Raw genomic sequence first — 24,103 nt, 5'->3', positions numbered from 1 at the left:
TTAGAAAGTATATCCTACAGTGAAATTAAAAGATACACCATTGAAATAGCTGTTAAAAGCATAATTGTTATTCGTTTCTACAGGGTAGTAACTTTCATCACCCAATTCTACTCGATATTTGCTGTCAAGAATGTTTTGCACTGCAAATTTCACATTCCAGTTTTTGGTTAGCTGATTTTGATACACAAAATCTAAAAGATGATAAGGTCTTTCGAAATAATTATCTGAACCCGCACTTCCTACAGCATAAATTTTAGATCCTGAAACATTGTACACCAATGAAAGGGTTTGGCTAAGGTTGTTAGAATTTTTATATTCGTATTTCAAGTCTGCATTTACTGTATAAGGTGCTGCACCTTGAAGACCTCTCTTATTAAGTTCACCACTGTAGTTAGTAACGTTTGGTTTTTCAAGCAACAATTGATCATCACTTCTTTCTACATCAGAATACATGATGGTTGCATTAGCTCCTAAGGTAAATTTGCTGAGAGCATCAGAGATTCTGCCTAAACTTAGAATTCCTTCTAATTCTATTCCTGCAAGAGTAGCTTTTTTAGCATTTAAAAACGTGATATCCATCCCACTTGCATTTCCTGTCGTTACAAAAGAACGTTCAATAGCATTGTCAATTCTTTTAGCAAATAAATTAACAGCAAACATCTCTCTAGTTGATGGGAAGTACTCCCATTTCAAATCTACATTGTAGTTTTCACTGTTTTTTATATTTTCATTACCAATAATTGTTGTATTATCGGGATTTACATATTGCAACGGCATAGTCTCGATAAGAATAGGTCGTGTAATCGTTTTGCTCGCTGAGAATCTCAAATTGCTTCTGTCATTCAAAGCTTTTTTAACAGATATGGAAGGTAGGAAATAGTAATTATTTGGAGTTAGGTTTTGTGTATCCGAATCACCGATACGATTGTAGCGGATTATTCTCATATCATTTTCAATTCTTCCGCCTAACAAAATATCCCAAGTATCATTTGGCTTATAATCCAAATTTAAATAACCGGCATTTACAAATTGATAAATGTTTGACTTGTAATTATATTTGTCAGAACCTTCACTATAGTAAAGACTTCCGCTATTGATAGAATTATTTAAGGTAGCTTGCGGCTGATCAATATTGATTGCTACTGAAGTACTTCCTGTACCGGGATTACCAAAAATAAAACGGTAAGAATTTTTTCTTAAATCTGCAAAACCATTATATCCTACGGATAACTGTAACGGGTAATCTTTTCTTTCACCTTTATCACCAATGAAAACAGAATATTCTCCATATGCAGAACCGTAAAATTTACCGTCAACATCCAGATATTGTCTGATAAAGCTATTGGCTCCGTAAGAAATTAAAGCATTATTATAATCTGAAGGCGCAGTAAGTTCAAAGATTTTTCTGTCTGGCTGACTGTAATTATTCATTACGTAACTTCCTCCGGCTTTGAACTGATGTCTTTCGGAAATTTTCTGTGATGCTGTTAACTGCAAATCTAAAAATCTCGAAATATCCTGCTGGTTTGTTCTGAAAAAACGAATGTCCTGAACACTGAAGTTTTTGTAACCTAAATAATCTTCAATGATATTAGATGAATTTTGCAGATATATCGCATTTAAATTTACATTGGTTCCTTTATTCTTATATGCAAGACCTAACAATGCAGAAGATTCAGTTTCGTATTCAAAACTTTTTTTGCTTAATAAATTACTAAGCTGTATGATCCCACCATTATCTCTAAACTGATTATTTTCACCTTCTCTGTAAGAATATTTAGCAGCCTGATTCAGAGAGAATAAGATGCCGATGTTTCCTGTTTCACCAGCCTTCAGTTTTTGTGCAGTAGTAAAACCAATACTTGTATTGGGCATTGATTTAATATTATCAACATTCCAAGAATCTTTGAATGAATTTAATGATTGTTCTTTTGTAAATTGATACCCGTTAGGACTAGAATCTCTTACTTCACTAGGCAGTCTTCTGTCTTGTGAATTGAGTCCCAAATATCCCTTCATTCCATCAGCACCTTCTGCTACCTTAAAGTTATTTCTAAAGGTACTTAGTGTATTTACACCAACACTGAATTCAACCTTTGAAAAAGATCGGTCCATCGTCAGTGTTTCGATATCAAATGTTGCACCGGCAAAATCTCCGTAAAGATTAGAGTTGAAAGTTTTATAGATATTAAGTTTACCCACGACATCAGTCGGGAATTGCTTTAAAGCAATGATTTTTTGGAATGGATTGTTTGATGGTGATCCCAATCCGTTAATCAAAAGATAATTGTATCTTTCTTCAAGACCTCTCACAAAAAGACCACGTCCGTCAACCGTTGTAATACCAGTTACCTTTGTAAGTCCCTGCTCAACGTTTGAGATCCCTTTTCTTGAGATTTCTTCAGCGCTTATCGCCTGCTTTTGAATAATAGCTCTCTTTTGTTCACCTAAGACTGCAGTTTCTGTCTTCTTATTAGTACTTCCTTGAATTACTACTCCTTCAATTTTCTTTTCTTTCTTTACGGTATCCTGCGTCTTTTCTTGAGCATAGAATACAGATCCGGATAAAAATAAGACTGCAATGCTGAGTTTATAAATTTTCATTATTTTACTTCCTTTAGTTTGTAGATTCTTTCGGTGCAAAGAAATAAAACAAATGGATCGAAATTGGTTTAGTTAGTTTTAAATTATTCTTAACTAAATATTACGAAATGCGCTTTAATATTAAGTTTATGTGAATGGAAATTTATTATCAGCCATGTTGCCCAAATTTTGCTAACTTTGAATTGTAAAAATTGAAAATGAACCAAAAAAAGATTCTATTAATTGATGATGAACTGGATATTCTTGAAATTCTTTCATACAATTTAGAAAAAGAAGGCTATGACGTATTTACTGCCACAAACGGTAATGAAGGGATTGACAAAGCCAAAGAGATTATCCCGGATCTTATCTTATTAGATGTCATGATGCCAGAAAAAGATGGTATCGAAACTTGTCAGGAATTACGCAAAATAAAAGAACTTCAAAAAAGTCTGATCGTTTTCCTTTCTGCAAGAAGCGAAGAATTTTCTCAGTTGGCAGGCTTTCAGGCAGGCGCAAACGATTACATCGTCAAACTAATCAAACCGAAAATTTTAATTTCGAAAGTAAATGCTCTTTTACAGTTGACTTCTCAGGTTTCTGATAACGCTAAATTGATAGAAGTTGGAGATCTGGTAATAGATAAAGACAACTTCAGAGTTTCAAAAAGCGGACAACAGTTTTTACTGCCAAAAAAAGAATTTGATTTGCTGTATCTTTTAGCTTCAAACACCGAAAAAGTTTTCAAAAGAGAAGAAATTTTAGAAAGAGTTTGGGGTAATGATGTCATCGTGGGCGAAAGAACAATTGATGTACACATCAGAAGACTGAGAGAAAAATTAGGAATCAATACTATTCAGACTTTAAAAGGAATTGGATATAAGCTGATTGTTTAATTCAAAAAACCTATCTTTACTTATAAACCCTTAAATATTTGTAAAATTGAGATTTTACAGACTTAGTTTCATCTCATCATGCCTGTTGACACTGGTGATGCTTGTTTTGGTGATCATTTTTGATGCACTTAATGAAAGGTACGATCAAAATTCCTTCTTCAAAATAGGTTTTATATTATCGGTACTGATCATGTTTGTGGTCAATTATGTGGTTCTCGAATTGCTTTTCAGTTACTATGCCAAAAAACAGGTAAGAAATATTTCCAAAATTTTGCCGGAAGAGATTGTTCATGATAATCAGGAAAACATCACTTTAAAGGAATTAGGCGAGAGATTTTCAGATTTCAACCAGCAGAAGGTTACCGAGATGGAAGTGATGAAAAAGATGGAAGGCTACCGTAAAGAATACATCGGAAATGTTTCTCACGAGCTTAAAACCCCGCTTTTTTCAATCCAGGGATATGTTGAAACCTTAAGCGAGGGTGGAGTGGAGAATCTTAACATCAGAGATAAATATCTCGAAAGAATTGGTATTTCTGTCGAAAGACTGATTGCTATTGTTACTGATCTGGACATGATTAACAGGCTGGAAGCAGGAGAAATAGACGTTACCGTTTCAAAATTTGATATTAATATCCTCGTTAAAGAAATCTTCGACCTTCTTGATCTTGAAGCAGAGAAAAACAATACCGTTTTACAGCTTCAGACTTTACACAGCCAGATTTTCGTAGAAGCAGACAAACAAAAAATATCTCAGGTTTTTATCAACCTTATCTCAAACGCAATACATTATGCCAACAGGCAGGAAGCGAAAGTTGTCGTTAAAACCAGCGTTCTCAGAAATAAAGTCCTCATAGAAGTGATCGACAACGGAATGGGAATTAAAGAAGAACTTCTGCCGAGAATCTTCGAGCGTTTTTACCGTGTAGAAACAAGCCGAAGCAGGAGACAGGGAGGTTCTAGTCTAGGGTCTGGCTATTGTAAAACACATATTAGAAGCTCATAACGAAAATATTACGGTAGAAAGTGTGTATCTTGAGGGTACAAAATTCAGTTTTATGCTCGAAAAAAGCAAATAGACCGACAAAATGTAAGCAAAAAAAAATTCTAAAAAATCATTAAATATTCTTTTCTAAAATCTCATTTATTATATATTTGCAACAGAAATTGATCAGTAAAAATAAGGTAAAAAAGAAATTGGAATAATGATATGGTTTACAAAATCCGTGTAATATTAGATACAAAAGAAGATATTTTCCGTGATGTTGAAATTAAAGGAAAACAGACCCTCTGGAATCTTCATTTAGGAATAAAAAGTGCCTTTAACCTTAGTGGTGATGAGCTTTCTACTTTTAATCTTCTGGAAAATGATGGCACCATAGTGAAAAGTGTTCCGTTGGAAGATATGAGTGATGAAGGGGACGGCGAGATTATGTCAGACGTTTACATCGATGAGGCATTTGAAGCTGCAGGTGATAAAGCACAGTTTCAGTATGGCTTGCTAGACCTGTGGGAGTTTTTCTGCGAATTGGTAGAGGTAATAGAAGAAACAAAAGGTGTTAATTATCCGATCACCGTTTACAGATTCGGAAATGCTCCTTTGAAAGCGCCAAGTAAAAGCGGAAGCGGTGCTGGTTCAAAAAATAAAAAATCAGCATTGCCGTTAATTGATGATGATTTTGGTTTTGACGACGACTTCGGCGGAGGTACAGCATTTGTAGATGAAGACGACAGTTTTGATGATGATGAAGAAGATGACTACAACGATGATGTCTTCGATGATGAAGATGACAGCGATGACGATAGAGTTTAAAAATATACAGCCCTGAAATTAAGTTTTCAGGGTTTTTTTATTGAAAGTCATCATATCTCCACTCAAACCCCCAAACTCTCCAACTCTCAAACTCACCCCCCCCCCCCAACCCAATCAGGAGCTTTTTCCCGTCATCCACTATACTCCTCGCGCCAAAGCTTAATCAACCGCTTGCTGTGGGGTACCGTTCTACCGGGGCTAATAAAGTCAGTTTCATAGAATTTGTTCTAAAAAATGTTAATAAAGTAAAATTAAAGATTACAATTCACTTTTGAATCTGCAAATTCCTATTTTTGTTAAAACAAAAAATATGAGAAAAGCTATTTTACTCGCAATTGTCGGTTTAGGACTTCTGTCTTGTACGACCCAAAACATTAGAAAAGATATGGATTTACCTACAGAATGGAAACATACTACCAATATTTATGAAGTCAACTTAAGACAATATACGAAAGAAGGAACTTTTAAAGTCTTCGAAAAAGAAATGCCACGGCTTAAAAATATGGGCGTGAAAACCCTTTGGTTTATGCCTGTCACTCCCATTGCACAGCTCAATAAAAAAGGGAGTCTGGGAAGTCAATATGCTGCTTCAGACTACACATCAATCAACCCAGAATTCGGAACGATGGATGAATTTAAACATATGGTGAACGAAGCACACCGATTGGGATTTAAAGTAATCATCGATTGGGTTGCCAATCATACAGGTTGGGATCATATCTGGACGAAAACTCATCCCGAATTTTATTTAAAAGATTCCGACGGAAGTTTCCACAAAGCTTCAGGAATGGATGATATCATTGAGCTCGATTACAAAAATCAGGAGATGAGAAAAGCAATGATTGATGCCATGAAATTCTGGGTAAAAGAGACTAACATTGACGGTTTCAGATGCGATTTGGCTTCATGGGTTGAGGTCGATTTCTGGCAGCAAGCCAGACCCGAAGTTGAAAAAATAAAGCCGCTTTTCTTCATAGGAGAATTTGATGAGCTTGAAAACCCCGACTACGGAAAAGTTTTCGATGCAAGCTATTCATGGAAATGGATGCACAAATCAGCCGATTATTACAAGAAAAATGAACCCATCAGTGAACTGGTTGATCTTCTGAAAATATATTCGGCCATTGGAGATTCTTCAATGCGAGCATGGTTCACAACCAATCATGACGAAAATTCATGGAACGGAACAGAATTCGAGAAATACGGAGATATCACAAAGCCAATGGCAGTTTTTTCTGCAACCTGGAACGGGATTCCGCTTCTATATTCCGGTCAGGAACTTCCGAATATGAAAAGATTAGAGTTTTTCGAAAAGGATGTTATTGATTGGAACGGGAAATATGAAATGGCAGATTTTTATAAGACTTTACTCAATTTGAAATCTTCAAATCCAGCTTTACGAGGCGGAGATTCTGCTGTTTCAACATATATCCTCAACACGACAGCCAATGACAAAATTTTGGCGTACATTAGAAAAAATGGAAAAGATGAGGTTTTGGTGGTATTGAATTTTTCAAAAGAACCTGTGAATTTTAATATTCAGGATGAAAACTTGACAGGAACTTTCAAAAATGTTTTTGAGGGTACAAAAAAAGATTTCAACAAAGAAAAAGATTTTGATTTTAAAGTTTCAGATTTTGCTGTTTTTGAAAAATAAAATATAAATGACCAAAAATATTTGAAGGATCAATAGGAGCGGGCTTTAGCCCGCTTTCGGCTTACAATGATAAGTTGGCTTTAGCCAAATTTAATATCTATACCAATTCTTCTATCTTAATTTTTAAACCTTAATTTTATTTATAATTCAACGATATTTCCAAAAATGAATAAAGAAAAAATACTCCATATCTTAAAAGATAAAATTTCAGCAAAAATTGAAACTTTCGAAAATTTAATCAACGAGACTCGTACTTCGAGCAACGATACCAAAAGTTCGATGGGAGACAAATATGAAACCGGACGAGAAATGTTGCAACAGGAAATTAACAACATTCAAAGACAGCTGAATGAAACATTGAATCAACAGAATTTTCTACAGAAATTAAATACAGAAACTTGTATAAAAGTTCAGAACGGAGCTTTGGTAAAAACGGATAGAGGATTATTTTATATTTCGGTTTCTACAGGTGAAGTTGTTTTTGAAGATAAAAAAATAATGACGATTTCAAATGAATCACCTTTAGCCAAAGCAATGTTTGGAAAACAGGCAGGAGAAAAGCTCGTCATTACTAATATTCCACAAACTATTGAGAAAATTTGGTAAAAATCTCAGTAGTAAAATTTTCTTTTAGTTAATTTTTAGTTTTCATTCAATTAATGATAATTACTTAATTTTGGAATAACCAAACTAAAAATTTTAATATGAAAAAATTAATTTTCAAAACCCTGCTTCTTACAGGGTTTACAGCAGTCGTTATTTCATGTTCATCAGATGATGATAGGTCTATGAACCAGGAAAATTTCCAGACTCAGAATTCCAAAGAATCTCAAACAGCTAAAACACAGACTTACGATATTCGTTTTGGTCTGTTATCGCAAAATGGAACAAAAATACTTTCAGGCAGTTATGACTTGGGAGGCTTTGTTGCTACAAACACGGTAACAGGTGATGTATATTATACTTATGGCGGAAGTGGTTTTCAGTCGGTGCCACAATATTTTGATGGATTGCCTGCAGGAACTTATGAGTTTTCAGCTCAACAAGGACAAGGAGGCTGGGTAGGCTATGGAACTGTGTCGGGAACTGTTTCTGATACGCAGGTTGATGAGGACGGTTATGTTACTGTATATGTTCCGATTGCATGGGAAGAATAAAGCAGTTTAAATATAATATTAATAAGAACGGACTTTTAGTCCGTTTTTTATTTTATAGAAAGCGAATGTCATAAATATGATATTATTGACTGTAAATTTCTTAAATTTGAAACTTCAGAAAAGCTTTTCAAGATGCAAAACTACTTAGACCTTTTACGACATATTAAAGAAAACGGAACGGACAAAACTGACCGTACAGGAACTGGAACTAGAAGTGTTTTCGGGTATCAGCTGAGATATGATCTGTCTAAAGGTTTTCCGATGGTGACGACCAAAAAAGTGCATTTGAAATCGATCATTTATGAATTGCTTTGGTTTTTGAAAGGTGATACCAATGTAAAATATCTGAACGATAACGGAGTAAGTATTTGGGATGAATGGGCAGATGAAAACGGAGATTTAGGTCCTGTTTACGGAGCGCAGTGGAGAAGCTGGAGCGGTGCCGATAACAAAGTGGTTGACCAGGTTTCTGAAGTAATTGATCAGATTAAAAAAAATCCCGATTCTCGAAGATTGATTGTTTCCGCCTGGAATGTGGCCGAAATTCCCAATATGGCTTTAGCACCGTGTCATGCTCTATTTCAGTTTTATGTTGCAGATGGTAAATTATCTTTACAATTGTATCAGAGAAGTGCAGACGTATTTTTGGGAGTTCCTTTTAATATTGCTAGTTACGCTTTGCTGTTGATGATGGTTGCACAGGTTTGTGATCTTGAGGTGGGAGATTATGTTCACAGCTTTGGGGACGTTCACATTTATAATAATCATTTTGAGCAGGTCGACAGACAGCTTTCGAGAGATCCGAGGTCATTGCCAACAATGAAATTGAATCCTGAAATAAAAGATATTTTTGATTTTAATTTTGAAGATTTTACCTTAGAAAATTATGATCCGCATCCTGGAATTAAAGCTCCGGTAGCAATTTAAAATTTTATTAAATAAAGAATAGCGTTTTTACATCCATCTAGTTTGTCATTCCGTAGGAATCTAGGCAAAGTTTTGAATATTACTGTTGAGATTCCTACGGAATGACAAACTTTGAAGCTTATTCTGGTAAAACGTGAGTATAGAGTAAATAGTGAAGTGATAAAACTTCACTTTTTTTGTAACTATTTCTGAATTTAAATAACATATCATTAAAAATCCAGTATGATTAAAAAGATTTTTGTTTTTTTAGCTTTAAGTGCTTCTTCGGTTGTTTTTTCTCAAAATAATGTCAGAGAAAAATTGAGCAACTATCTAGATTCCTTAAACGCACATCATAAAGTGATGGGAAGTTTTGCTTTTGCAGACAATAATGCTCCTACATTTTTAAAGGTAGTTGGGTTTTCTGACGCTGAAAAACAGCAGAAAGCCAATATGAATACACAATACCGTGTAGGATCTGTTTCTAAAACTTTTACAGCAGTGTTGGTGATGAAAGCAGCGGAAGAAAAAAAACTTTCTTTAAATCAGAAACTGTCAGATTATTATCCTGAAATCGTCAATGCGGACCAAATAACTATCGAAAACCTTTTACAGCACAGAAGCGGAGTACATGACATAACCGAAGATGCTGAGTTTGTAAATATGTACACAAAACCTCAGACACAAGAGCAGCTGGTGTCTGTGATAAAAAAACATGCCAGCGATTTTGTTCCCGGAAGTCAGTTTGTTTACAGTAATTCAAACTATATTCTGTTGGGTTTAATTTTGGAAAAAGTGTATAAAAAATCTTACACTCAGCTTATTCAGGAAAAAATTGCAAAACCATTAAAACTAAAAAAGATTTTGGAAAATATTCAGGGTATGGTCATAATGGATTAATCGATGGCTTTCAATCGGAGTTATATTATTTCCCAGAGGCTAAAATCGCAGTGAGTTTGGTGACCAATCAATCAACCGTTGATAATCAGGTTATTCTAAAAAATATGTTTCAGACGGCAATTGGAAGTGATTTTATAATGCCCGATTTTAAAGAAATTTCTGTTAGCGAAAATATACTAAAACAATATGAAGGTGTCTACAAAGCAGACAGTTTTCCGCTTGATATTAAAATTTTCGTGGATGGCGGAATTTTGAAAGGTCAGGCGACAGGTCAGGGCGCATTTAATTTAAAGGCAACATCTGAAACAGAATTTGAATTTGATATAGCAGGAATTAAAATTAAATTTGATGTTGCAAAAAACACCATGGATTTTTCGCAAGGTGGTCATAAAACAATTTTCAAAAAACAATAAATGAAATATTTAAAAATAAATACTGAAGAAAAGGTCGATATCGAGTTACTTCAAAATGCAATTCTTCAACTGAAAGGGGTAAGCTCGGTTGAAATCATTGATGAGGAAAACCCGGAAAGCGAATTGAAAAAAGCTTTCGCCAAAACCAAAGAGCAGCTAAAAAAAGGCGATTACGAAACTTTGGTGAATGATATTTTCGAAATCATTACAAAAAATAATACTAAAAAATAAGAAGAAAGAAATGAAGAAAGTCATTTTATCTATTGCCATATTGGGAGCTTTATTTTCAGGAAACGTATCTGCACAAACCGAAAGTTCGGGCAGAGAAAAGATTTACAGAGCCACCTCTACAAAACTTACTGAACTGAAACATACCAAGCTCAAAGTCAGTTTCGATTATCAGAAAGAGCAGATGAATGGGGAAGAGTGGTTAACAGCCTCGCCTTATTTTTATGCGACAAACGAACTGATTTTGGATGCAAAAGGAATGTTGATTCACGAAGTTGCTTTAGACAACAACGGAAAAAAATCTCCTTTAAAATATGATTACAAAAATGATGTTTTAAAAATTACCTTAGATAAAACCTATCAGAAAAATCAGGATTATACAGTTTACATCAAGTATACCGCTCGTCCGAATGAAGTGAAACAGGAAGGAAGCATGGCAATAAGCGATGCCAAAGGTTTGTATTTTGTGAATGCGCAAGGACAAGATCCTGACAAGCCTACACAGATTTGGACACAGGGAGAAACTGAGTCTTCTTCAGCATGGTTTCCTACTATCGATAAATCAATTCAGAAAACAACTCAGGAAATTTATATGACGGTTCCTGATAAATATGTTACTCTTTCAAACGGTCTTCTTAAAGATTCTCAAAAAGAAGCAAATGGTTTAAGAACAGACCATTGGGTGATGGATAAAAGGCATTCAACATATCTTTTTTTCATGGGAGTTGGTGAATATGCCGTTGTAAAAGATAAATGGAAAAACATTGCTGTTGATTATTACATCGAGAAAGAATATGAACCTTACGCAAAACAGATCTACGGAAATACTCCGGAAATGATTGAGTTTTTCTCTAAAAAATTAGGTTACGAATATCCCTGGTCAAAATACGCTCAGATTTCGGGCAGAGATTATGTGAGTGGAGCAATGGAAAACACCACGGCAACACTTCACAGTAGCGATATTTTGCAAAAACCGGGTCAGTTGATTGATGAAAATAAATGGGAAGATACCATCGCTCACGAATTGTTCCATCATTGGTTTGGAGATTTGGTCACTTCAGAAAGCTGGAGTAATTTAACGGTTAACGAATCTTTTGCCAACTATTCAGAATATCTTTGGAACGAATATAAGTACGGAAAAGATCAGGCAGATTATCATCAGATGGAAGACGTTAATCATTACATTCACAATCCTTCAGACTTCAAAAAAGATTTGGTAAGATTTGATTATGCTTCTCGCGAAGATGTTTTCGATTTGGTAACCTATCAAAAAGGAGGCGGAATTCTTCATATGCTCAGAAATTATTTGGGAGACGAAGCATTTTTTGCCGGAATGACTGATTACCTGAAAACGAATGAATATCAAAATGTAGAAGCTCATCAACTAAGATTATCGTTCGAAAAAGTTTCAGGGAGAGATTTAAACTGGTTCTTTAATCAATGGTATTTCGGAAGCGGACATCCAAAGCTGAATTATTCTTACACTTTTGAGCCTGTGAAAAAACAAGTAACCGTTGTTGTCAATCAGTCTCAGGAATTGCCTTTCGAATTTCCCTTAACCATCGATGTTTATGACAACGGAAAACCAAAAAGACAACAGGTTTGGGTGAACGCAACTGCAAAAAATACTTTCAGTTTTGATGTTTCAAAAAATCCTGATCTGGTGAATATCAATGCAGACGGAATTTTGGTTGCCGATATTACCGATACAAAAACACCTGAGCAGAATCTCATGCAGTTTACAGGATCTAAAGAATTTAAAAGCAGATACAATGCTTTAACTGCAATTAAAGATCAGGTAGGAAAAAATCCTGCGGCGACAAAATTATTGTCTGCAGCTTTAAAAGATCCTTATTTCAGAGTGAGAGAAAAAGCATTAGAATTAATGGATTTATCCAATGCTGAACAGTTGAAAGCTTTGGGAGCTGATGTTGAAAAATTGGCTTCAAACGATCCTAAAACATTGGTTCAGGGTGCAGCTATTGCAGCGTTGGCGAAAACAAAGGACAAAAAATACCTTCCTGTCTTTGAAAAAGGTGTAGGTGCGGTTTCCAATTCTGTAAAGGGAAATTCTTTGGCAGCGGTTTTGGCGATTGATCCTTCAAAAGCAAATATGTTGGCTGATAAGATTGATTTGGAAGGTGCTTCTGAAGAAATGCTGACCCAAATGTTACCAGTCATTGTAAAGAACAAAGTGACTTCTCAGATGGCAAATATTGCTTCTGTAGCAGCATTTTATCCGTTTATCAAATTCCAAAATCCTGAATTGGGGAAAGTAGCTGAAGATGGCTATAACTGGATTATGAGTTCTGACAACTTAAAAGCAACCGAAAGCATTACGAAGATTTTGGGTCAGGCAAAAGGACAGATGGGAGAAAATCCTCAGGTAAAAATGATGATCACGCAAATGCTGAAAGATGGTTTAAGTAAAAAAATGGAACTTCTGAAACAGAACCCTTCAAAAGCTTCAAGCATCAATCCACAAATCGACTCCATCAATAAATCGATCGAAAGTTTCAAATAATAAAAATTATTATATTTTTTCAAAAGCATCTCTGTAAAGAGGTGCTTTTTTGTTATCCATTACTTCATTCAATTTGGTATTGCATCAATACTTACAGTAATGCAATTATTATGTATTTCGATTGAGTAAATGACGACTTAAAAGTTGACACAAAAATATACTTGTTAGATCACTCAAACCTTCACAAACCGATTCACAAACATCGCTGCTACGATATCACCAACAGCATTTAAAACCGTTGCTAAAGGATCTACCAAAGTTCCGATGATAATCACCGCAGGAATGGCTTCTTGAGGTAATTGATAAACGGAAATCATCAGCATTTCACCGATATAACCACCATTCGGAATTCCACCTGCAACGATGCTTACAAAAACAGTAATTCCCAATGCTAATAAAAGATTTGACGGTTCGAAAAAATCTCGTCCGATAATCTGAAACGCAACATATATTTTAATAATTGATGACATTGACGACCCATTTTTATGTAAAGTCGTTCCGATAGGAATCACCAGATTGGCAATAGAACTCGGAATACCTATTTTTGAGGCAGCTAACAAGTTGGTAGGCATTGTTGCAAAACTGCTGCAGGTGCTCAAAGCGGTCAATGTTGGAAGAATGGCATTTTTCCAGAAGCTTCTGAATCCGTTCTGTCCGTTTGCCATAAAGGCATAGAGTGAAAAAAACACAAAGAAGTAAATGATTCCAGCGATGTAATATAATCCGAGAGGTTTAGCATAAAATCCGAAAAGCTGAGGTCCTAGAGTTGCAACCTGATACGCAAAATAGGCTCCCAAACCAATGGGTGCAATCTTCATGATCATTAAAAGCAGTTCTTTCATCACCTCATATCCGGAAGCGATAAAAACTCTGAAAGGCTTCCCGTTTTCCCCTGATTTTCTAGCTGCAAAACCTGTAAGAAAAGCAAAAATCAAAAGAGCGAGCATATTTTTTCTCGAAAACAATTCGGTAAATTCACCTACTGTGAAAAAGCTGACAATTCGGTCGCCCCAATTTTCTTCTTTTGTACTTTCTGCAATAATTTCGGAGCTTCCGGAAATTGATGATACAGGGAATAAATAAACCATTCCGATGGTGAAAATAGCAGCAATAAGAATAAATAATAAAAAGGTAAAAGACATGGTCAACATGATTTTACCAAACTTAGATTCCTGTTCAAGAGAAGAAATAGAATTGGAAACGGCAAAAAATACCAGAGGAACTACGCTTACAAAAAGCAGGTTCAGAAAAATATCACCTAAAGGTTTTATGTATTCTACAATCTCCGGAGCTACAATGCCTATAATGCTTCCAACGGTGATTCCTAGAAGTAAAAACAGAATTCCTGAGTAGTTTTTAAGTACCTCTTTCATATGTAGATATTTATTGTTTTTTTTAATTTCGTATGGTATCGCTTATTTTCATCAGTGTTTATCTCCGATTCTTTTATTTTTTTAAATAAAATCGATGATAGATAGCTTGTTTCCCAATCACTGATGGAGATTTCATTTTGCTGATTTTTATCAAAGATAGATTTATTTTTTAAGAGAATCTTGGGCACTTTAGTTTTTAATTCTTTACTTTTGGGAAATATTGTATAGAAAATGAATCAGGATAAAATCATTCATCTAAACGTAAACAGAAAAGACTTCGAAGAAGTATATTTCAGCGGAGATCAGGGAAGTTTATTTCTGTCACCCAGTACAAAAGGAAAGACGGTGACTACCATAGTTGTCGGATTGATTTTGGTGATTTTATTCTTTTTTAAAGATGATTTAAGCAAAGAAAAATTTGGGATTATTTATTTTGTAAGTTTCCTTTTTCTGCTTTGTGCAGTTTTTCTTTCTTTGGCAATCAACAAAGTTTCCAGTAATGGAGAAAGGAAGTAATTGTCTATTTAAAAACACTTGAAAATCCTGAAATTTATCAGATTAAATTTAATAAGAAAATTTTTACTGTCAATCTCAACAATCAGAAAGAAACCTGCCTGTGGACAGAATTTACTTCCTCGGAAATCAAAGATAACTTCATTTCACTAGAAGGAAAATACAACTATATGTTTCCAAAAAAATCGATGAATATTTCAGATTATGAAGCACTGAAAGAAGCTGTAGAGAAAAATATTAAGCAATAACAAAACTCAGAGTTATGCTCTGAGTTTTGTTTTATAAAGAAGATTGATTAGTCTAACCAACCCATTTCTTTCATCCACTCATCGTTGTAGATTTTCCCTACATATCTTGAGCCGTGATCATGCAATAAAACCACAATAACGTCATCTTTTGTAAACTGATCTTTCATCTGAACCAAAGAAGCCATCGCACTTCCTGCAGAATATCCACAGAAAATTCCTTCTTCTTTTGCCAGTTTTCTAGCGTAAATTGCACCGTCTTTATCGGTTACTTTTTCAAAATGATCTATAACTGACATATCATAATTTTCAGGAATGATGTCTTCACCAATTCCTTCAGTTATATAAGAATATGCGTGATCGTAATGCAGCTCACCTGTCTCGTGATATTCCTTAAGGATTGATCCATAAGTGTCTACACCGATGATTTTAATGTTTGGATTTCTCTCTTTGAAATACATTCCACAGCCGGTAATAGTTCCTCCCGTTCCTGCTCCTACTAAAAAGTGAGTCAGTTTTCCTTCGGTCTGTTCCCATATTTCAGGGGCTGTAGATTCGTAGTGAGCCGCTCTGTTAGACAAATTATCGTATTGGTTTACATACCATCCGTTTTCTGTTTCAGCAGCCAGTCTTTTAGAAACAGAATAATAAGAACGAGGATCTGTAGGTTTTACATCTGTAGGACAAACGATTACCTCAGCACCTACGGCACGAAGAATGTCGCATTTCTCTTTAGACTGTTTTGCGTTGGTAACAAAAATACATTTGTAACCTTTAATGATTGCTGCAAGAGCCAGTCCCATTCCTGTATTTCCGGATGTACCTTCTATAATTGTTCCGCCTGGCTTCAGTCTTCCGTCTTTTTCGGCATCTTCAATCATTTTCACGGCCATTCTGTCCTTAACGGAATTTCCGGGGTTGAAAGTTTCCACTTTAGCCAAAACCAATGCGGGAAAATCTTCTCCCAAAACTTTGTTAATCTTTACGAGTGGTGTATTTCCTATAGTTTCGAGAATATTTTCTGCGTATTTCATACTTGATTTTTTTCTGCGGGGCAAAGATACGGCTTTCCATTGAGTTCAAAAGTAATTGACTGATAAGATTTCAATAATAACAGCATGGACTGACTGACTTTTTTTTGGAGCAATTCCTGCTTTTCGCTGTATCTTTTGTTCCGCATTGCTTCACAAAAGGATGTCGCTGCAATCAGGGCTAGGAAAATGAATTAATTAATAAACCGGAGGTTAAGTGTACAACCACCCCGTCAAAAATTCTTTTGGAATTTTCGCCACCCCTCCAGAGGAGGGGAATTCTGCATTACGAATATATGCTATTGAAAGATAAGTGAAATGAAAAACCACTTCATTTTATTTAAAAACGGATATGAATATCTAGAAATTAAATTTTACATACAATTTGTAAAATTCACAATTGCCAGTTGACGATGTCCTTTTATATTAACTATACTTGATAGATTTTACAGGAGAAATTTTACTGATCAGATAACTTGGAATGATTAAAGCCAAACCGGAAATGAATAAAATTCCTGCAGAGATTGAAAGAATGGCAATTGGATTCAAATCTACGGGAACAGTGCTTACATAATAGTTTTCAGGATTTAATTTTATGATTCCAAAAAACTTCTGAATCAATAGAAGTCCTAAACCAATTGCGTTTCCGTAAAGCAACCCGGGAACCATAATAATCAATGTGTAATTGATAAACGTAGCTCTGATTTGGGCATTGGTAGCTCCTAAAGTTTTCAGTAGACCGATAGAATTGGTTCGTTCAATAATCAAGATGAGCAGAACCATAATGATGTTGATGATCACCACAATCAGCATGATGGAAATAATCAATGCAATATTGGTGTCAAAAATACTGATCCAGTCATTGATTTGAGGGAATTTATCTGTCGCTTTTTCTGCGTAATTTTTATAACCTATTAATTGTTCAACTTCAGAAAAATCTTTTTCTATATCGTTTACATTTTTAAAGAAAATATCTAGTCCGCCGATGTCTTCAGGCTTCATATCCTGAATTTTCTTTACATGATTGATATCGCCAATTACAAACTGATCGTCAATCATTTTAATGTCAGTTTTATAAATTCCAACAACCTGAAATTTTCTGTAGATCTGTTTCTGGTCTTCTTTTGCAAAAACGGTAACGATGCTGTCGTTAACCTTCAGATGAAGGTCGCCGGCAATTTTTTCTGATATTGTTATTCCGTTATTGTACCCATCTTCTGTTATCTGCGGGGTTTTTCCGGCAATGAGAAACTTTTTGAATCGTAAACTATCAAAATCTTTCCCTACACCTTTAAAAATAATTCCTGCAAAACTGTGTTCATTACGCATGATTCCTGTAACCATAGCGTATTTCTGCACACTTTCTACATCATTGAGTTCTTTGAGCTTTTTAATATTTAAACCCTGACTGTCGAGTACAGAACTATTATAAGAAGAGTTTGAGCGGGTAGACTTTACAGTGATATGTCCGCTGAAATCTGCCAATCTCTCTTTAATTGCTTTTTTTGAACCAAAACCTGTGGATACGGTAATTAAAGAAACAATGATTCCTAAGGCAACCGACAGCCTTCCGATGAAGATGATCACCCGTGAAAGGTTATTTTTGTTATCTTTGGAAAACGCTATTTTTCTAGAGAAATATAAAGGAAATTTCAAGCTTATGAATTTAGATTTCAAAATTAAAACTTTACTTCTTATTTGCCTAATTTTTTTAGGAGTATTCAGTCCATATTATTCTCAGACTCAAGAGCAGGATTGTTTTAAGACCGGAGCAGACCGACCTGAATTGTATTTACCCTTGTTGAAAGATAAAACCATTGGTATTGTCACCAACCAAACCGGTTTGATGAAAGATAAAACTCATGTAGTAGATTATCTGGTGAAAAATGGTATTAAAATCAAAACAATTTTCGCTCCTGAACACGGCTTCAGAGGTGAAGCAGATGCCGGAGAAAAAGTAAAAAACGGAGTAGATGTGAAAACTGGAATTTCTATCATTTCTCTTTACGGAAACAACAAAAAACCGAAACCAGAACAGCTGAAAGGTTTAGATCTTGTTTTGTTTGATATTCAGGATGTTGGCGTTCGATTTTATACTTATATTTCAACTTTAACTTATTTAATGGAAGCAGGAGCAGAGAATAATGTTGAAATTTTAGTTTTGGACAGACCCAATCCACATGATGGTTATATTGACGGACCTGTTTTGAAAAAGAAATGGGAAAGCTTTGTAGGAATGCATGAAGTTCCTGTTATATACGGTTTAACAATCGGGGAATATGGAAAAATGGTCAATGGTGAAAAGTGGCTGAAAAATGGAGTAGAGGCAAAATATACTTTGATCCCAATGCAGAAGTATCATAAAAAACAGCGGTATCCAATGTTAGATAAACCTTCTCCCAACTTGCCCAATGATCAATCTATCAATTTATATCCTAGTTTGTGTTTCTTTGAAGGAACGCAGGTTTCTGTGGGAAGAGGTACTGATATTCCGTTTCAGGTGTATGGTTCACCCTGGACGAAAAATTTATCTTACCAGTTTACTCCAAAACCCAATTTTGGAGCGAAAGATCCCTTTTTAAACGGAAAATTATGTTACGGTGAAAATCTTTCTAACTACTCAAAAGATTTAAGAGAACTCAATTTAGAATGGCTTATCAAAGCTTTCAAAAATTACAAAAATCCTCAACAGGATTTCTTTCTGAAGAATCTTTTCTTTGATACTTTAGCAGGAAGCGATGAATTGAGAAAACAAATAGTTGCTAATAAATCTGAAAAAGAAATAAAAGAGTCCTGGAAATCTGATCTCGAAAAATTCTCAAAAATCAGGAGCAAATATGTGATTTATGAAGATTAGTATTTATTAATTAATAGATTTTTTAATCAAAATTCTGTGGCGGATTTTTATCGTTTTTCCCTTTATTTAAAATAAAAAGTCCGATTGATAAACCAATAACCCCTGCAAAAGCGGTCATCAGTGCACGTTCTAATTTATCGGCTTCTTGATTTCCTACGTAATTCATCAAAAAAAGAATCGCAAAGGTGATTGCCGATATAATGATGTGGTTTCTTCCTAGTAATTTCATATTATTTTAATCTGTAAGAGATCATGACGCCGCCACGATAAGGCAGCCATTCTCCGCTTCTGTTATAACCGTCTGCGCTGTCGTATCTTTGTCCGGTTCCACGCACATATCCTTTGTAAAAATCCTGAGAATTTCCAATTCCGGCAAAGATATCCATATTCCAGTTATCAGCAAGTCTGAACTGATAACCACCCTCTACGCCAAACAAAAAAGAAAATCCTTTCTGATAAAGCTGGGAGTTGATATATTGGCTTGGTGTTCCTAGCTGAACATCTACGTAAACATTGTCATTCCAGTAATTAGGTTTTTGTATGATATATGCTCCTGCAGAAATGTTCCCTCCAATATGCCATCCTTTGAAAGCTTCTTTAAAATAGTACCTTCCTTCAATAGTTCCCATATAAATCTGAGCTTCATGTCCTGCAAAAGATTTCCAGGGAGAGATCAAAACATCGCCCTGTAAAGTAAATTTATTGCTAAGCTGATATTCTAATCCGGCATTAATAATACCGATGGGAATCAATAGAGCATTTCCTTTCAGATATAATTTTTTTTCATTTTCAGGTTTTTTTTCCTGAATTTGATCTTGTTGAGCATTCACATATACTATTGAAGATAAAGTTAATGCTGCAATAAAAATTTTAGGCTTCAAAATTTGTATTTTTATTTGATTTTACTTAATAATTCTGTTACTAAGTTGGCATCTTTTCCAGATTTTTCTGCAATGCTCTTAGATAATTCTGCAAAGTTTTTTGCCAGATCTTTATTTCCTAAATTATAGTAAATTTTCGCTAAAATGTATGTGTTTTCAGATGTTTCGCCTCGCATTACAGATTTTTCTGCCCATTCTGCAGCTTTTTTTAATGATGATTTGTTTTGAATATTGTCAGAGAAAATCCATGCTGCTTTCAGAAGTTCATTGGGTTCAAAAGTATCTGCATTTTTATAATATTCCAATGCCGATTTTTCATATTCCTGAAAGTTAGCATTCTGTTCGTAATAGGCGAGTTTAGTTTGATTTAGTTTGGTGATGGCAGCATCTTTTCCAACCAAAGGTTCGGCGGTTTTCATAAAATAAGCGTCATTAATTGTTTTAGTTTTGTCATCAACAGATTCTTGCACAACTTTGGCTAAAAGCAACTGATTATCAAATTCTTTATAATTTTCTTCAGGTAAATGTTTTATAATTTCAGATTTTTTAGCGACAAATGTTTTGTAGTTTGCATCTTCTGTAGATTTTAAGAAGTACAAAAGATATCCAATATCTTCTTTTGTAAATTCATCTGTTTTTTTTCTGTTTTCAAAGTATCTTTCGGATGCCTGTTTTGCAAATTCATAGTCAGAGCTTGAATTGAGCTTCATGATGTTGATAAGAAAATCACGATCTTTTTCTCCTTTTGCAAAACGTTCTTTCAGAGAACCTTTTTTATTGTTGGGAGAATTGATATCCTGAGCCATTGCCAGGAAAATACCTTCTTCCATGTATCCGTAATTTTGTGAAACCAGCTCTCCGTCGCCATTCAGAAATAAGTAAGTAGGATAGGAGCGAACGCCAAATTTCTGGGCAACTTCTCGTCCTTCACCTTTTTCCATATCAATTCTTGCATTGATGAAGTTTTTATTATAAAAATCTCCTACAGATTTTTTGGTAAAAACATTTTTTTCCATCATTTTGCATGGACCACACCAAGCGGCGTATGCGTCAATAAAAACGAGTTTGTTTTCTTTTTTAGCTTTGGCAATAAGATCTTTAAAAGGAATATCCTGAAACAGAATTTCATCCTGAGCAAAACTAAATATGGTAATAAAAATAAATAATCCTGAGATAATATTTTTCATTTTCAATTCAAATTTAATAAGCGAAGATACTTAAAATTGATTTATCTGAATTGTTAAAAAAAATTAAAATAAGCTCTGCCAACTTTAAAAAATGGTATACTGATGAAAAGAGAAACTTCCACATTGACAGCAATTCATCAACCGTTAATGTATGTTGAAATTAAAAAAAGCATCACAAAACCGCTTAAAAATTTTGATTTTAATATAATTTTATTCTTTCGTCTAAAGATTGCAGTATTGGAAATTTATTTTTCTCTACCAAAGCAGTGACATAAGAATCACTGTCAATATCAAGGCAGACAAGTAAAAAGTTAGTTTCAGATAGTAATTGATTTATTCTTGGAAAATAATTTTCGGCTTCCAAATCAAACAAATCGCCATCGTTTTCTATGGTTTGTAAAATTCCTTTTTTCTGAAATAAATTTTCAATTTTTGTTTTAACCTCCGTATAGTCTTCTTTCCAGTCTGTTTCAAATGCATAGTTATTTTCGATTAAATCATCGATCAACTGAAGCCAAACCAAATCATGATTTGGGCTTGGTAATCTGAAAAATGCGTCTTCATAACTTTCCGGATTTTCTGCCACGCCTTTTAATCTGTCAAATGCATTTTTCACATAATCCTGATCCGTAGTTATGATTTCAAGTATTTTTAGGTATGTTTCCATGATTTAATCTTTCTCATGTAGTAAATCGTGCGGATAATAGGGCTGGTCTTTCAGCGAAGTATCATCTAATCCTAAAATTTTGATGAATGCTGCCGTTTCAAAACTCCAATAGCCAAAGAATACATCATTTTTATTTTTATCGTTATCAAACCAATAGGCAGATTTCATTTTTTTATACCAATTATTATCCAGATAATCTTTTAATGCAGCCAAATCCTTATTTTCAAAAAGATTTTTCAAAAACCCAAATTCTGCAGGATATAATATTTCCGAATTTATTTTTCTATCGGATAATTTTAATGCAATGAGAGTATCAAATAAATAATCACTTTGGCTGCTGCTGTCTAAAACATCAACAATTTTTCTGAAATCACTTTCATTAATATCTAACAAAATTCCTAATGAAAGCATCCAAATCATTAATACATAATTGTCAAAATGAATTTTCTTACCTTCATTCTGCCATCCTTTTTCTAATCTGCTAATTACTTCAGGAAAATCATTTTTAATTTCATCTAAAGGAGAACCGGCAGAATATTTTGCAATTAAAGTATGAATACTTGTTGTAAAAATCTGTCGGTTGACTGCCGGAACTCGATCTTCTTTGGTGGCCCCAGACTTTAAACCATCATCAAAAAATTCAATGTCTTCATTATTTAATGTGATATAGTTTTGAAAATACTCTGCGTTTTTAAATTTTGTTCTCATATTATTTTTCATATTTATTATTTATGGCCAATTTCCTGCATTTCCTCTTATTATATAACCATTTGCATCTACTTTTCTATAGGTAATATTACCATTAGCATCTACTTTTGCCACTACTCTTTCGTAACCCGATTGCGTAATATTACGCATTTCCTGTCTCGAAACAGTATTAGCCAGCCTGTCTTGTATCCAAGGATCAGACATTTGTCTTGTTCCGTCACTTAAAGTATTCAATCCGGCCTGTCCATATTTAGCATCGACAACAATATATCGTGGTGGCGGTCCCGGATGTTTATATACACCGTCAATTCCCTGATGAGTTGCGGCATCAATATCAGTTAATCTTTGATGTAAAGGTTCAAATCCTTCGTCCATCAAAGCTCTGTCTGTTGCCATTTCGCCAAAGTTTCCTTTTCTTGCTGTTGTATTGAGTTCAATTTCTCCATCATTTACCTGGCGCAATAAATCGTCCTGTATATCGTCTGCACTTCTTGTAATAACTCTCGCAATATCTCCTGCATCATCTCCCAAAGATTCTATAAGTTCCCGACCTGTTCTTGTGGCAAGGGCTTCACTTCCTTCTCGGGCAGCGCGTTCACCAGCTTCTTCCAATCCTTCTCTTACTATTCTTTCTCCTGCTTCTTCAAGTGCTTCTTTTCCTGCAACTTTTGCACCTGTGAGGGCTAAAGAAGATCCGCCACTAAAAGCTGCTGCGGCAGCATCGGGAATAAACTCACCAACAGTAGTTCCTATTTTCCTTGGATTATCCGCTACCCAGCCTGCTGCATCTTTTGTGCCTTCCCAGGCGGCGCTCCCTGCATCTGCCCAATTCTGTCCGTCACTTGCCCAATTCCATGCTCCTTCTGCGGCATTATTCCAGTTTTCTCCTTTGCTTGCCCAATCGTAAGCATTGCTTACACCATCTACAGTGGCGTTGTAGCCGTCTTCAATCATTCCGCCTAAAGCTTCGGCAGTTCCTACGGGATCTTGCCCTACCTGATAGATTGTTTCGCCCAAACCTACGACACCATTTACAGCTCCTTCTACCAAACCGCTTCCCAGATCATTCATCCAGTCTGTTACACCGGTTACGGGTTTCATCCAGTCGGGCAGAAAGCTGTCCCGGGCTTCACGCGATTCTGTATTTTTCTGCTCCAGCCAGTCGAAACCTTCTTTAATATATTCCGACGGCATTTTTCCTTCTCCAAGACCAAAATCCACTGCTGCGACCCTGTCGAAAAAGAGGTTAATTTTCCCTCCAAATATACAATCACAATAGGAATCTTCCAAAAGCATTCTGCTGCCATTGATTTTTACTCCATCTTTTGGCTGTTGCCATCCCGTCACAGTTGGAAGGCATGTAATTCCGGTCATCCATTTCATCGGACTGGAACAAAACCCCATAGGTTTCAGATTGAAAAAAGGAAGAAAATCTAATTCTGTAGCCATAGGAACACTATAGATAGTAGTATTCTTATTGTTGCTTACTCTGAGGGTAGAAGGACTTGTACCTTTGTTACAAGCCGTAAAAGCTCCTTCTGGCACATATTTTTTTGCCATAATA

22 protein-coding genes and 1 pseudogene are annotated in these 24,103 nt (G+C 35.0%); 13 read left to right on the top strand and 10 right to left on the bottom strand.

Annotated features, from left to right (window positions below):
• The gene (locus ACZZ9T_RS15375; RefSeq protein WP_463442814.1) at nucleotides 1-2,604 is read right to left on the bottom strand and encodes a TonB-dependent receptor plug domain-containing protein; all 2,604 of its coding nucleotides are present in this window, start codon (nucleotides 2,602-2,604) and stop codon (nucleotides 1-3) included.
• Nucleotides 2,605-2,801: 197 nt separating this feature from the next.
• On the opposite strand from ACZZ9T_RS15375, the gene ACZZ9T_RS15370 reads away from it, so the two are divergent.
• The 11 genes and pseudogenes from ACZZ9T_RS15370 to ACZZ9T_RS15320 all read left to right on the top strand — a co-directional run bounded on the left by ACZZ9T_RS15370 (nucleotide 2,802) and on the right by ACZZ9T_RS15320 (nucleotide 13,077).
• Nucleotides 2,802-3,479 (top strand): response regulator, encoded by a 678-nt coding sequence (locus ACZZ9T_RS15370; RefSeq protein WP_463433675.1) that lies wholly within the window; start codon nucleotides 2,802-2,804, stop codon nucleotides 3,477-3,479.
• Between the two features lie 97 nt (nucleotides 3,480-3,576).
• A pseudogene (locus ACZZ9T_RS15365) lies at nucleotides 3,577-4,558 on the top strand (sensor histidine kinase).
• Between the two features lie 131 nt (nucleotides 4,559-4,689).
• Nucleotides 4,690-5,292: an IS1096 element passenger TnpR family protein gene (locus ACZZ9T_RS15360; RefSeq protein ID WP_463442813.1), complete on the top strand. Its 603-nt coding sequence runs from the start codon at nucleotides 4,690-4,692 to the stop codon at nucleotides 5,290-5,292.
• A gap of 310 nt (nucleotides 5,293-5,602) precedes the next feature.
• Nucleotides 5,603-6,949 (top strand): alpha-amylase family glycosyl hydrolase, encoded by a 1,347-nt coding sequence (locus ACZZ9T_RS15355; protein ID WP_463442812.1) that lies wholly within the window; start codon nucleotides 5,603-5,605, stop codon nucleotides 6,947-6,949.
• Nucleotides 6,950-7,114: 165 nt separating this feature from the next.
• A complete protein-coding gene (locus tag ACZZ9T_RS15350) occupies nucleotides 7,115-7,555 on the top strand; it encodes a hypothetical protein (RefSeq protein ID WP_463442811.1) in 441 nt (146 codons plus the stop codon).
• A 98-nt stretch (nucleotides 7,556-7,653) separates the two neighbouring features.
• On the top strand, nucleotides 7,654-8,106 hold the full coding sequence (locus ACZZ9T_RS15345) for a hypothetical protein (RefSeq protein WP_463442810.1): 453 nt from the start codon (nucleotides 7,654-7,656) through the stop codon (nucleotides 8,104-8,106).
• A gap of 132 nt (nucleotides 8,107-8,238) precedes the next feature.
• Nucleotides 8,239-9,033 (top strand): thymidylate synthase, encoded by a 795-nt coding sequence (locus ACZZ9T_RS15340; RefSeq protein ID WP_463442809.1) that lies wholly within the window; start codon nucleotides 8,239-8,241, stop codon nucleotides 9,031-9,033.
• A 222-nt stretch (nucleotides 9,034-9,255) separates the two neighbouring features.
• Nucleotides 9,256-9,912, top strand: a complete 657-nt coding sequence (locus ACZZ9T_RS15335) for a serine hydrolase domain-containing protein (RefSeq protein ID WP_463442808.1) — start codon at nucleotides 9,256-9,258, stop codon at nucleotides 9,910-9,912.
• A gap of 59 nt (nucleotides 9,913-9,971) precedes the next feature.
• A complete protein-coding gene (locus ACZZ9T_RS15330) occupies nucleotides 9,972-10,325 on the top strand; it encodes a hypothetical protein (RefSeq protein ID WP_463442807.1) in 354 nt (117 codons plus the stop codon).
• Nucleotides 10,326-10,556 carry a hypothetical protein gene (locus ACZZ9T_RS15325; protein WP_463433657.1) on the top strand — a complete coding sequence of 77 codons (231 nt, stop codon included), beginning with the start codon at nucleotides 10,326-10,328 and terminating at the stop codon, nucleotides 10,554-10,556.
• A gap of 10 nt (nucleotides 10,557-10,566) precedes the next feature.
• A complete protein-coding gene (locus tag ACZZ9T_RS15320; protein ID WP_463442806.1) occupies nucleotides 10,567-13,077 on the top strand; it encodes a M1 family metallopeptidase in 2,511 nt (836 codons plus the stop codon).
• Nucleotides 13,078-13,250: 173 nt separating this feature from the next.
• On the opposite strand, the gene ACZZ9T_RS15315 is transcribed toward ACZZ9T_RS15320, so the two are convergent.
• The gene (locus tag ACZZ9T_RS15315) at nucleotides 13,251-14,450 is read right to left on the bottom strand and encodes a dicarboxylate/amino acid:cation symporter (RefSeq protein ID WP_463433653.1); all 1,200 of its coding nucleotides are present in this window, start codon (nucleotides 14,448-14,450) and stop codon (nucleotides 13,251-13,253) included.
• A 231-nt stretch (nucleotides 14,451-14,681) separates the two neighbouring features.
• On the opposite strand from ACZZ9T_RS15315, the gene ACZZ9T_RS15310 reads away from it, so the two are divergent.
• A complete protein-coding gene (locus tag ACZZ9T_RS15310) occupies nucleotides 14,682-14,966 on the top strand; it encodes a hypothetical protein (RefSeq protein WP_463442805.1) in 285 nt (94 codons plus the stop codon).
• Between the two features lie 292 nt (nucleotides 14,967-15,258).
• Here the strand turns inward: ACZZ9T_RS15310 and ACZZ9T_RS15305 are convergent, their stop codons facing one another.
• Both ACZZ9T_RS15305 and ACZZ9T_RS15300 read right to left on the bottom strand, forming a co-directional pair.
• Nucleotides 15,259-16,242: a PLP-dependent cysteine synthase family protein gene (locus tag ACZZ9T_RS15305; RefSeq protein WP_463433649.1), complete on the bottom strand. Its 984-nt coding sequence runs from the start codon at nucleotides 16,240-16,242 to the stop codon at nucleotides 15,259-15,261.
• A 423-nt stretch (nucleotides 16,243-16,665) separates the two neighbouring features.
• Nucleotides 16,666-17,895, bottom strand: coding sequence for an ABC transporter permease (locus ACZZ9T_RS15300; RefSeq protein ID WP_463442804.1), 1,230 nt, complete (start codon nucleotides 17,893-17,895; stop codon nucleotides 16,666-16,668).
• 4 nt (nucleotides 17,896-17,899) lie between these two features.
• On the opposite strand from ACZZ9T_RS15300, the gene ACZZ9T_RS15295 reads away from it, so the two are divergent.
• Entirely contained in the window at nucleotides 17,900-19,096 is a 1,197-nt protein-coding gene (locus ACZZ9T_RS15295) for an exo-beta-N-acetylmuramidase NamZ family protein (protein WP_463442803.1), read from the top strand.
• A 22-nt stretch (nucleotides 19,097-19,118) separates the two neighbouring features.
• Here the strand turns inward: ACZZ9T_RS15295 and ACZZ9T_RS15290 are convergent, their stop codons facing one another.
• From ACZZ9T_RS15290 to ACZZ9T_RS15265, 6 genes are all read right to left on the bottom strand, one after another.
• Nucleotides 19,119-19,325, bottom strand: coding sequence for a hypothetical protein (locus ACZZ9T_RS15290; protein WP_463433643.1), 207 nt, complete (start codon nucleotides 19,323-19,325; stop codon nucleotides 19,119-19,121).
• A gap of 1 nt (nucleotide 19,326) precedes the next feature.
• Nucleotides 19,327-19,977 carry a DUF3575 domain-containing protein gene (locus ACZZ9T_RS15285; RefSeq protein ID WP_463442802.1) on the bottom strand — a complete coding sequence of 217 codons (651 nt, stop codon included), beginning with the start codon at nucleotides 19,975-19,977 and terminating at the stop codon, nucleotides 19,327-19,329.
• An 11-nt stretch (nucleotides 19,978-19,988) separates the two neighbouring features.
• Nucleotides 19,989-21,164, bottom strand: coding sequence for a thioredoxin family protein (locus tag ACZZ9T_RS15280; protein ID WP_463442801.1), 1,176 nt, complete (start codon nucleotides 21,162-21,164; stop codon nucleotides 19,989-19,991).
• A gap of 199 nt (nucleotides 21,165-21,363) precedes the next feature.
• Nucleotides 21,364-21,831, bottom strand: coding sequence for a DUF6630 family protein (locus tag ACZZ9T_RS15275; protein WP_463442800.1), 468 nt, complete (start codon nucleotides 21,829-21,831; stop codon nucleotides 21,364-21,366).
• Nucleotides 21,832-21,834: 3 nt separating this feature from the next.
• Nucleotides 21,835-22,551: a PoNe immunity protein domain-containing protein gene (locus ACZZ9T_RS15270; protein WP_463442799.1), complete on the bottom strand. Its 717-nt coding sequence runs from the start codon at nucleotides 22,549-22,551 to the stop codon at nucleotides 21,835-21,837.
• Nucleotides 22,552-22,560: 9 nt separating this feature from the next.
• Nucleotides 22,561-24,099: a PAAR-like protein gene (locus tag ACZZ9T_RS15265; protein ID WP_463442798.1), complete on the bottom strand. Its 1,539-nt coding sequence runs from the start codon at nucleotides 24,097-24,099 to the stop codon at nucleotides 22,561-22,563.
• Nucleotides 24,100-24,103: the final 4 nt, after the last annotated feature.

The organism is Chryseobacterium sp. AC417 (assembly GCF_979258215.1).
Note: the sequence above shows the minus strand (reverse complement) of the source record. Positions and strands in the feature narration are given on the sequence as shown.

What these genes read in the sequence shown, in the direction of transcription:
- ACZZ9T_RS15340 (WP_463442809.1), top strand. Translation starts at nt 8,239, where the DNA reads ATGCAAAACTACTTAGACCTTTTACGACATATTAAAGAAAACGGAACG.
- ACZZ9T_RS15280 (WP_463442801.1), bottom strand. Translation starts at nt 21,164, where the DNA reads ATGAAAAATATTATCTCAGGATTATTTATTTTTATTACCATATTTAGT.
- ACZZ9T_RS15310 (WP_463442805.1), top strand. Translation starts at nt 14,682, where the DNA reads ATGAATCAGGATAAAATCATTCATCTAAACGTAAACAGAAAAGACTTC.
- ACZZ9T_RS15360 (WP_463442813.1), top strand. Translation starts at nt 4,690, where the DNA reads ATGGTTTACAAAATCCGTGTAATATTAGATACAAAAGAAGATATTTTC.
- ACZZ9T_RS15290 (WP_463433643.1), bottom strand. Translation starts at nt 19,325, where the DNA reads ATGAAATTACTAGGAAGAAACCACATCATTATATCGGCAATCACCTTT.
- ACZZ9T_RS15305 (WP_463433649.1), bottom strand. Translation starts at nt 16,242, where the DNA reads ATGAAATACGCAGAAAATATTCTCGAAACTATAGGAAATACACCACTC.
- ACZZ9T_RS15345 (WP_463442810.1), top strand. Translation starts at nt 7,654, where the DNA reads ATGAAAAAATTAATTTTCAAAACCCTGCTTCTTACAGGGTTTACAGCA.
- ACZZ9T_RS15350 (WP_463442811.1), top strand. Translation starts at nt 7,115, where the DNA reads ATGAATAAAGAAAAAATACTCCATATCTTAAAAGATAAAATTTCAGCA.
- ACZZ9T_RS15295 (WP_463442803.1), top strand. Translation starts at nt 17,900, where the DNA reads ATGAATTTAGATTTCAAAATTAAAACTTTACTTCTTATTTGCCTAATT.
- ACZZ9T_RS15370 (WP_463433675.1), top strand. Translation starts at nt 2,802, where the DNA reads ATGAACCAAAAAAAGATTCTATTAATTGATGATGAACTGGATATTCTT.
- ACZZ9T_RS15355 (WP_463442812.1), top strand. Translation starts at nt 5,603, where the DNA reads ATGAGAAAAGCTATTTTACTCGCAATTGTCGGTTTAGGACTTCTGTCT.
- ACZZ9T_RS15325 (WP_463433657.1), top strand. Translation starts at nt 10,326, where the DNA reads ATGAAATATTTAAAAATAAATACTGAAGAAAAGGTCGATATCGAGTTA.
- ACZZ9T_RS15275 (WP_463442800.1), bottom strand. Translation starts at nt 21,831, where the DNA reads ATGGAAACATACCTAAAAATACTTGAAATCATAACTACGGATCAGGAT.
- ACZZ9T_RS15315 (WP_463433653.1), bottom strand. Translation starts at nt 14,450, where the DNA reads ATGAAAGAGGTACTTAAAAACTACTCAGGAATTCTGTTTTTACTTCTA.
- ACZZ9T_RS15320 (WP_463442806.1), top strand. Translation starts at nt 10,567, where the DNA reads ATGAAGAAAGTCATTTTATCTATTGCCATATTGGGAGCTTTATTTTCA.
- ACZZ9T_RS15375 (WP_463442814.1), bottom strand. Translation starts at nt 2,604, where the DNA reads ATGAAAATTTATAAACTCAGCATTGCAGTCTTATTTTTATCCGGATCT.
- ACZZ9T_RS15335 (WP_463442808.1), top strand. Translation starts at nt 9,256, where the DNA reads ATGATTAAAAAGATTTTTGTTTTTTTAGCTTTAAGTGCTTCTTCGGTT.
- ACZZ9T_RS15270 (WP_463442799.1), bottom strand. Translation starts at nt 22,551, where the DNA reads ATGAAAAATAATATGAGAACAAAATTTAAAAACGCAGAGTATTTTCAA.
- ACZZ9T_RS15265 (WP_463442798.1), bottom strand. Translation starts at nt 24,099, where the DNA reads ATGGCAAAAAAATATGTGCCAGAAGGAGCTTTTACGGCTTGTAACAAA.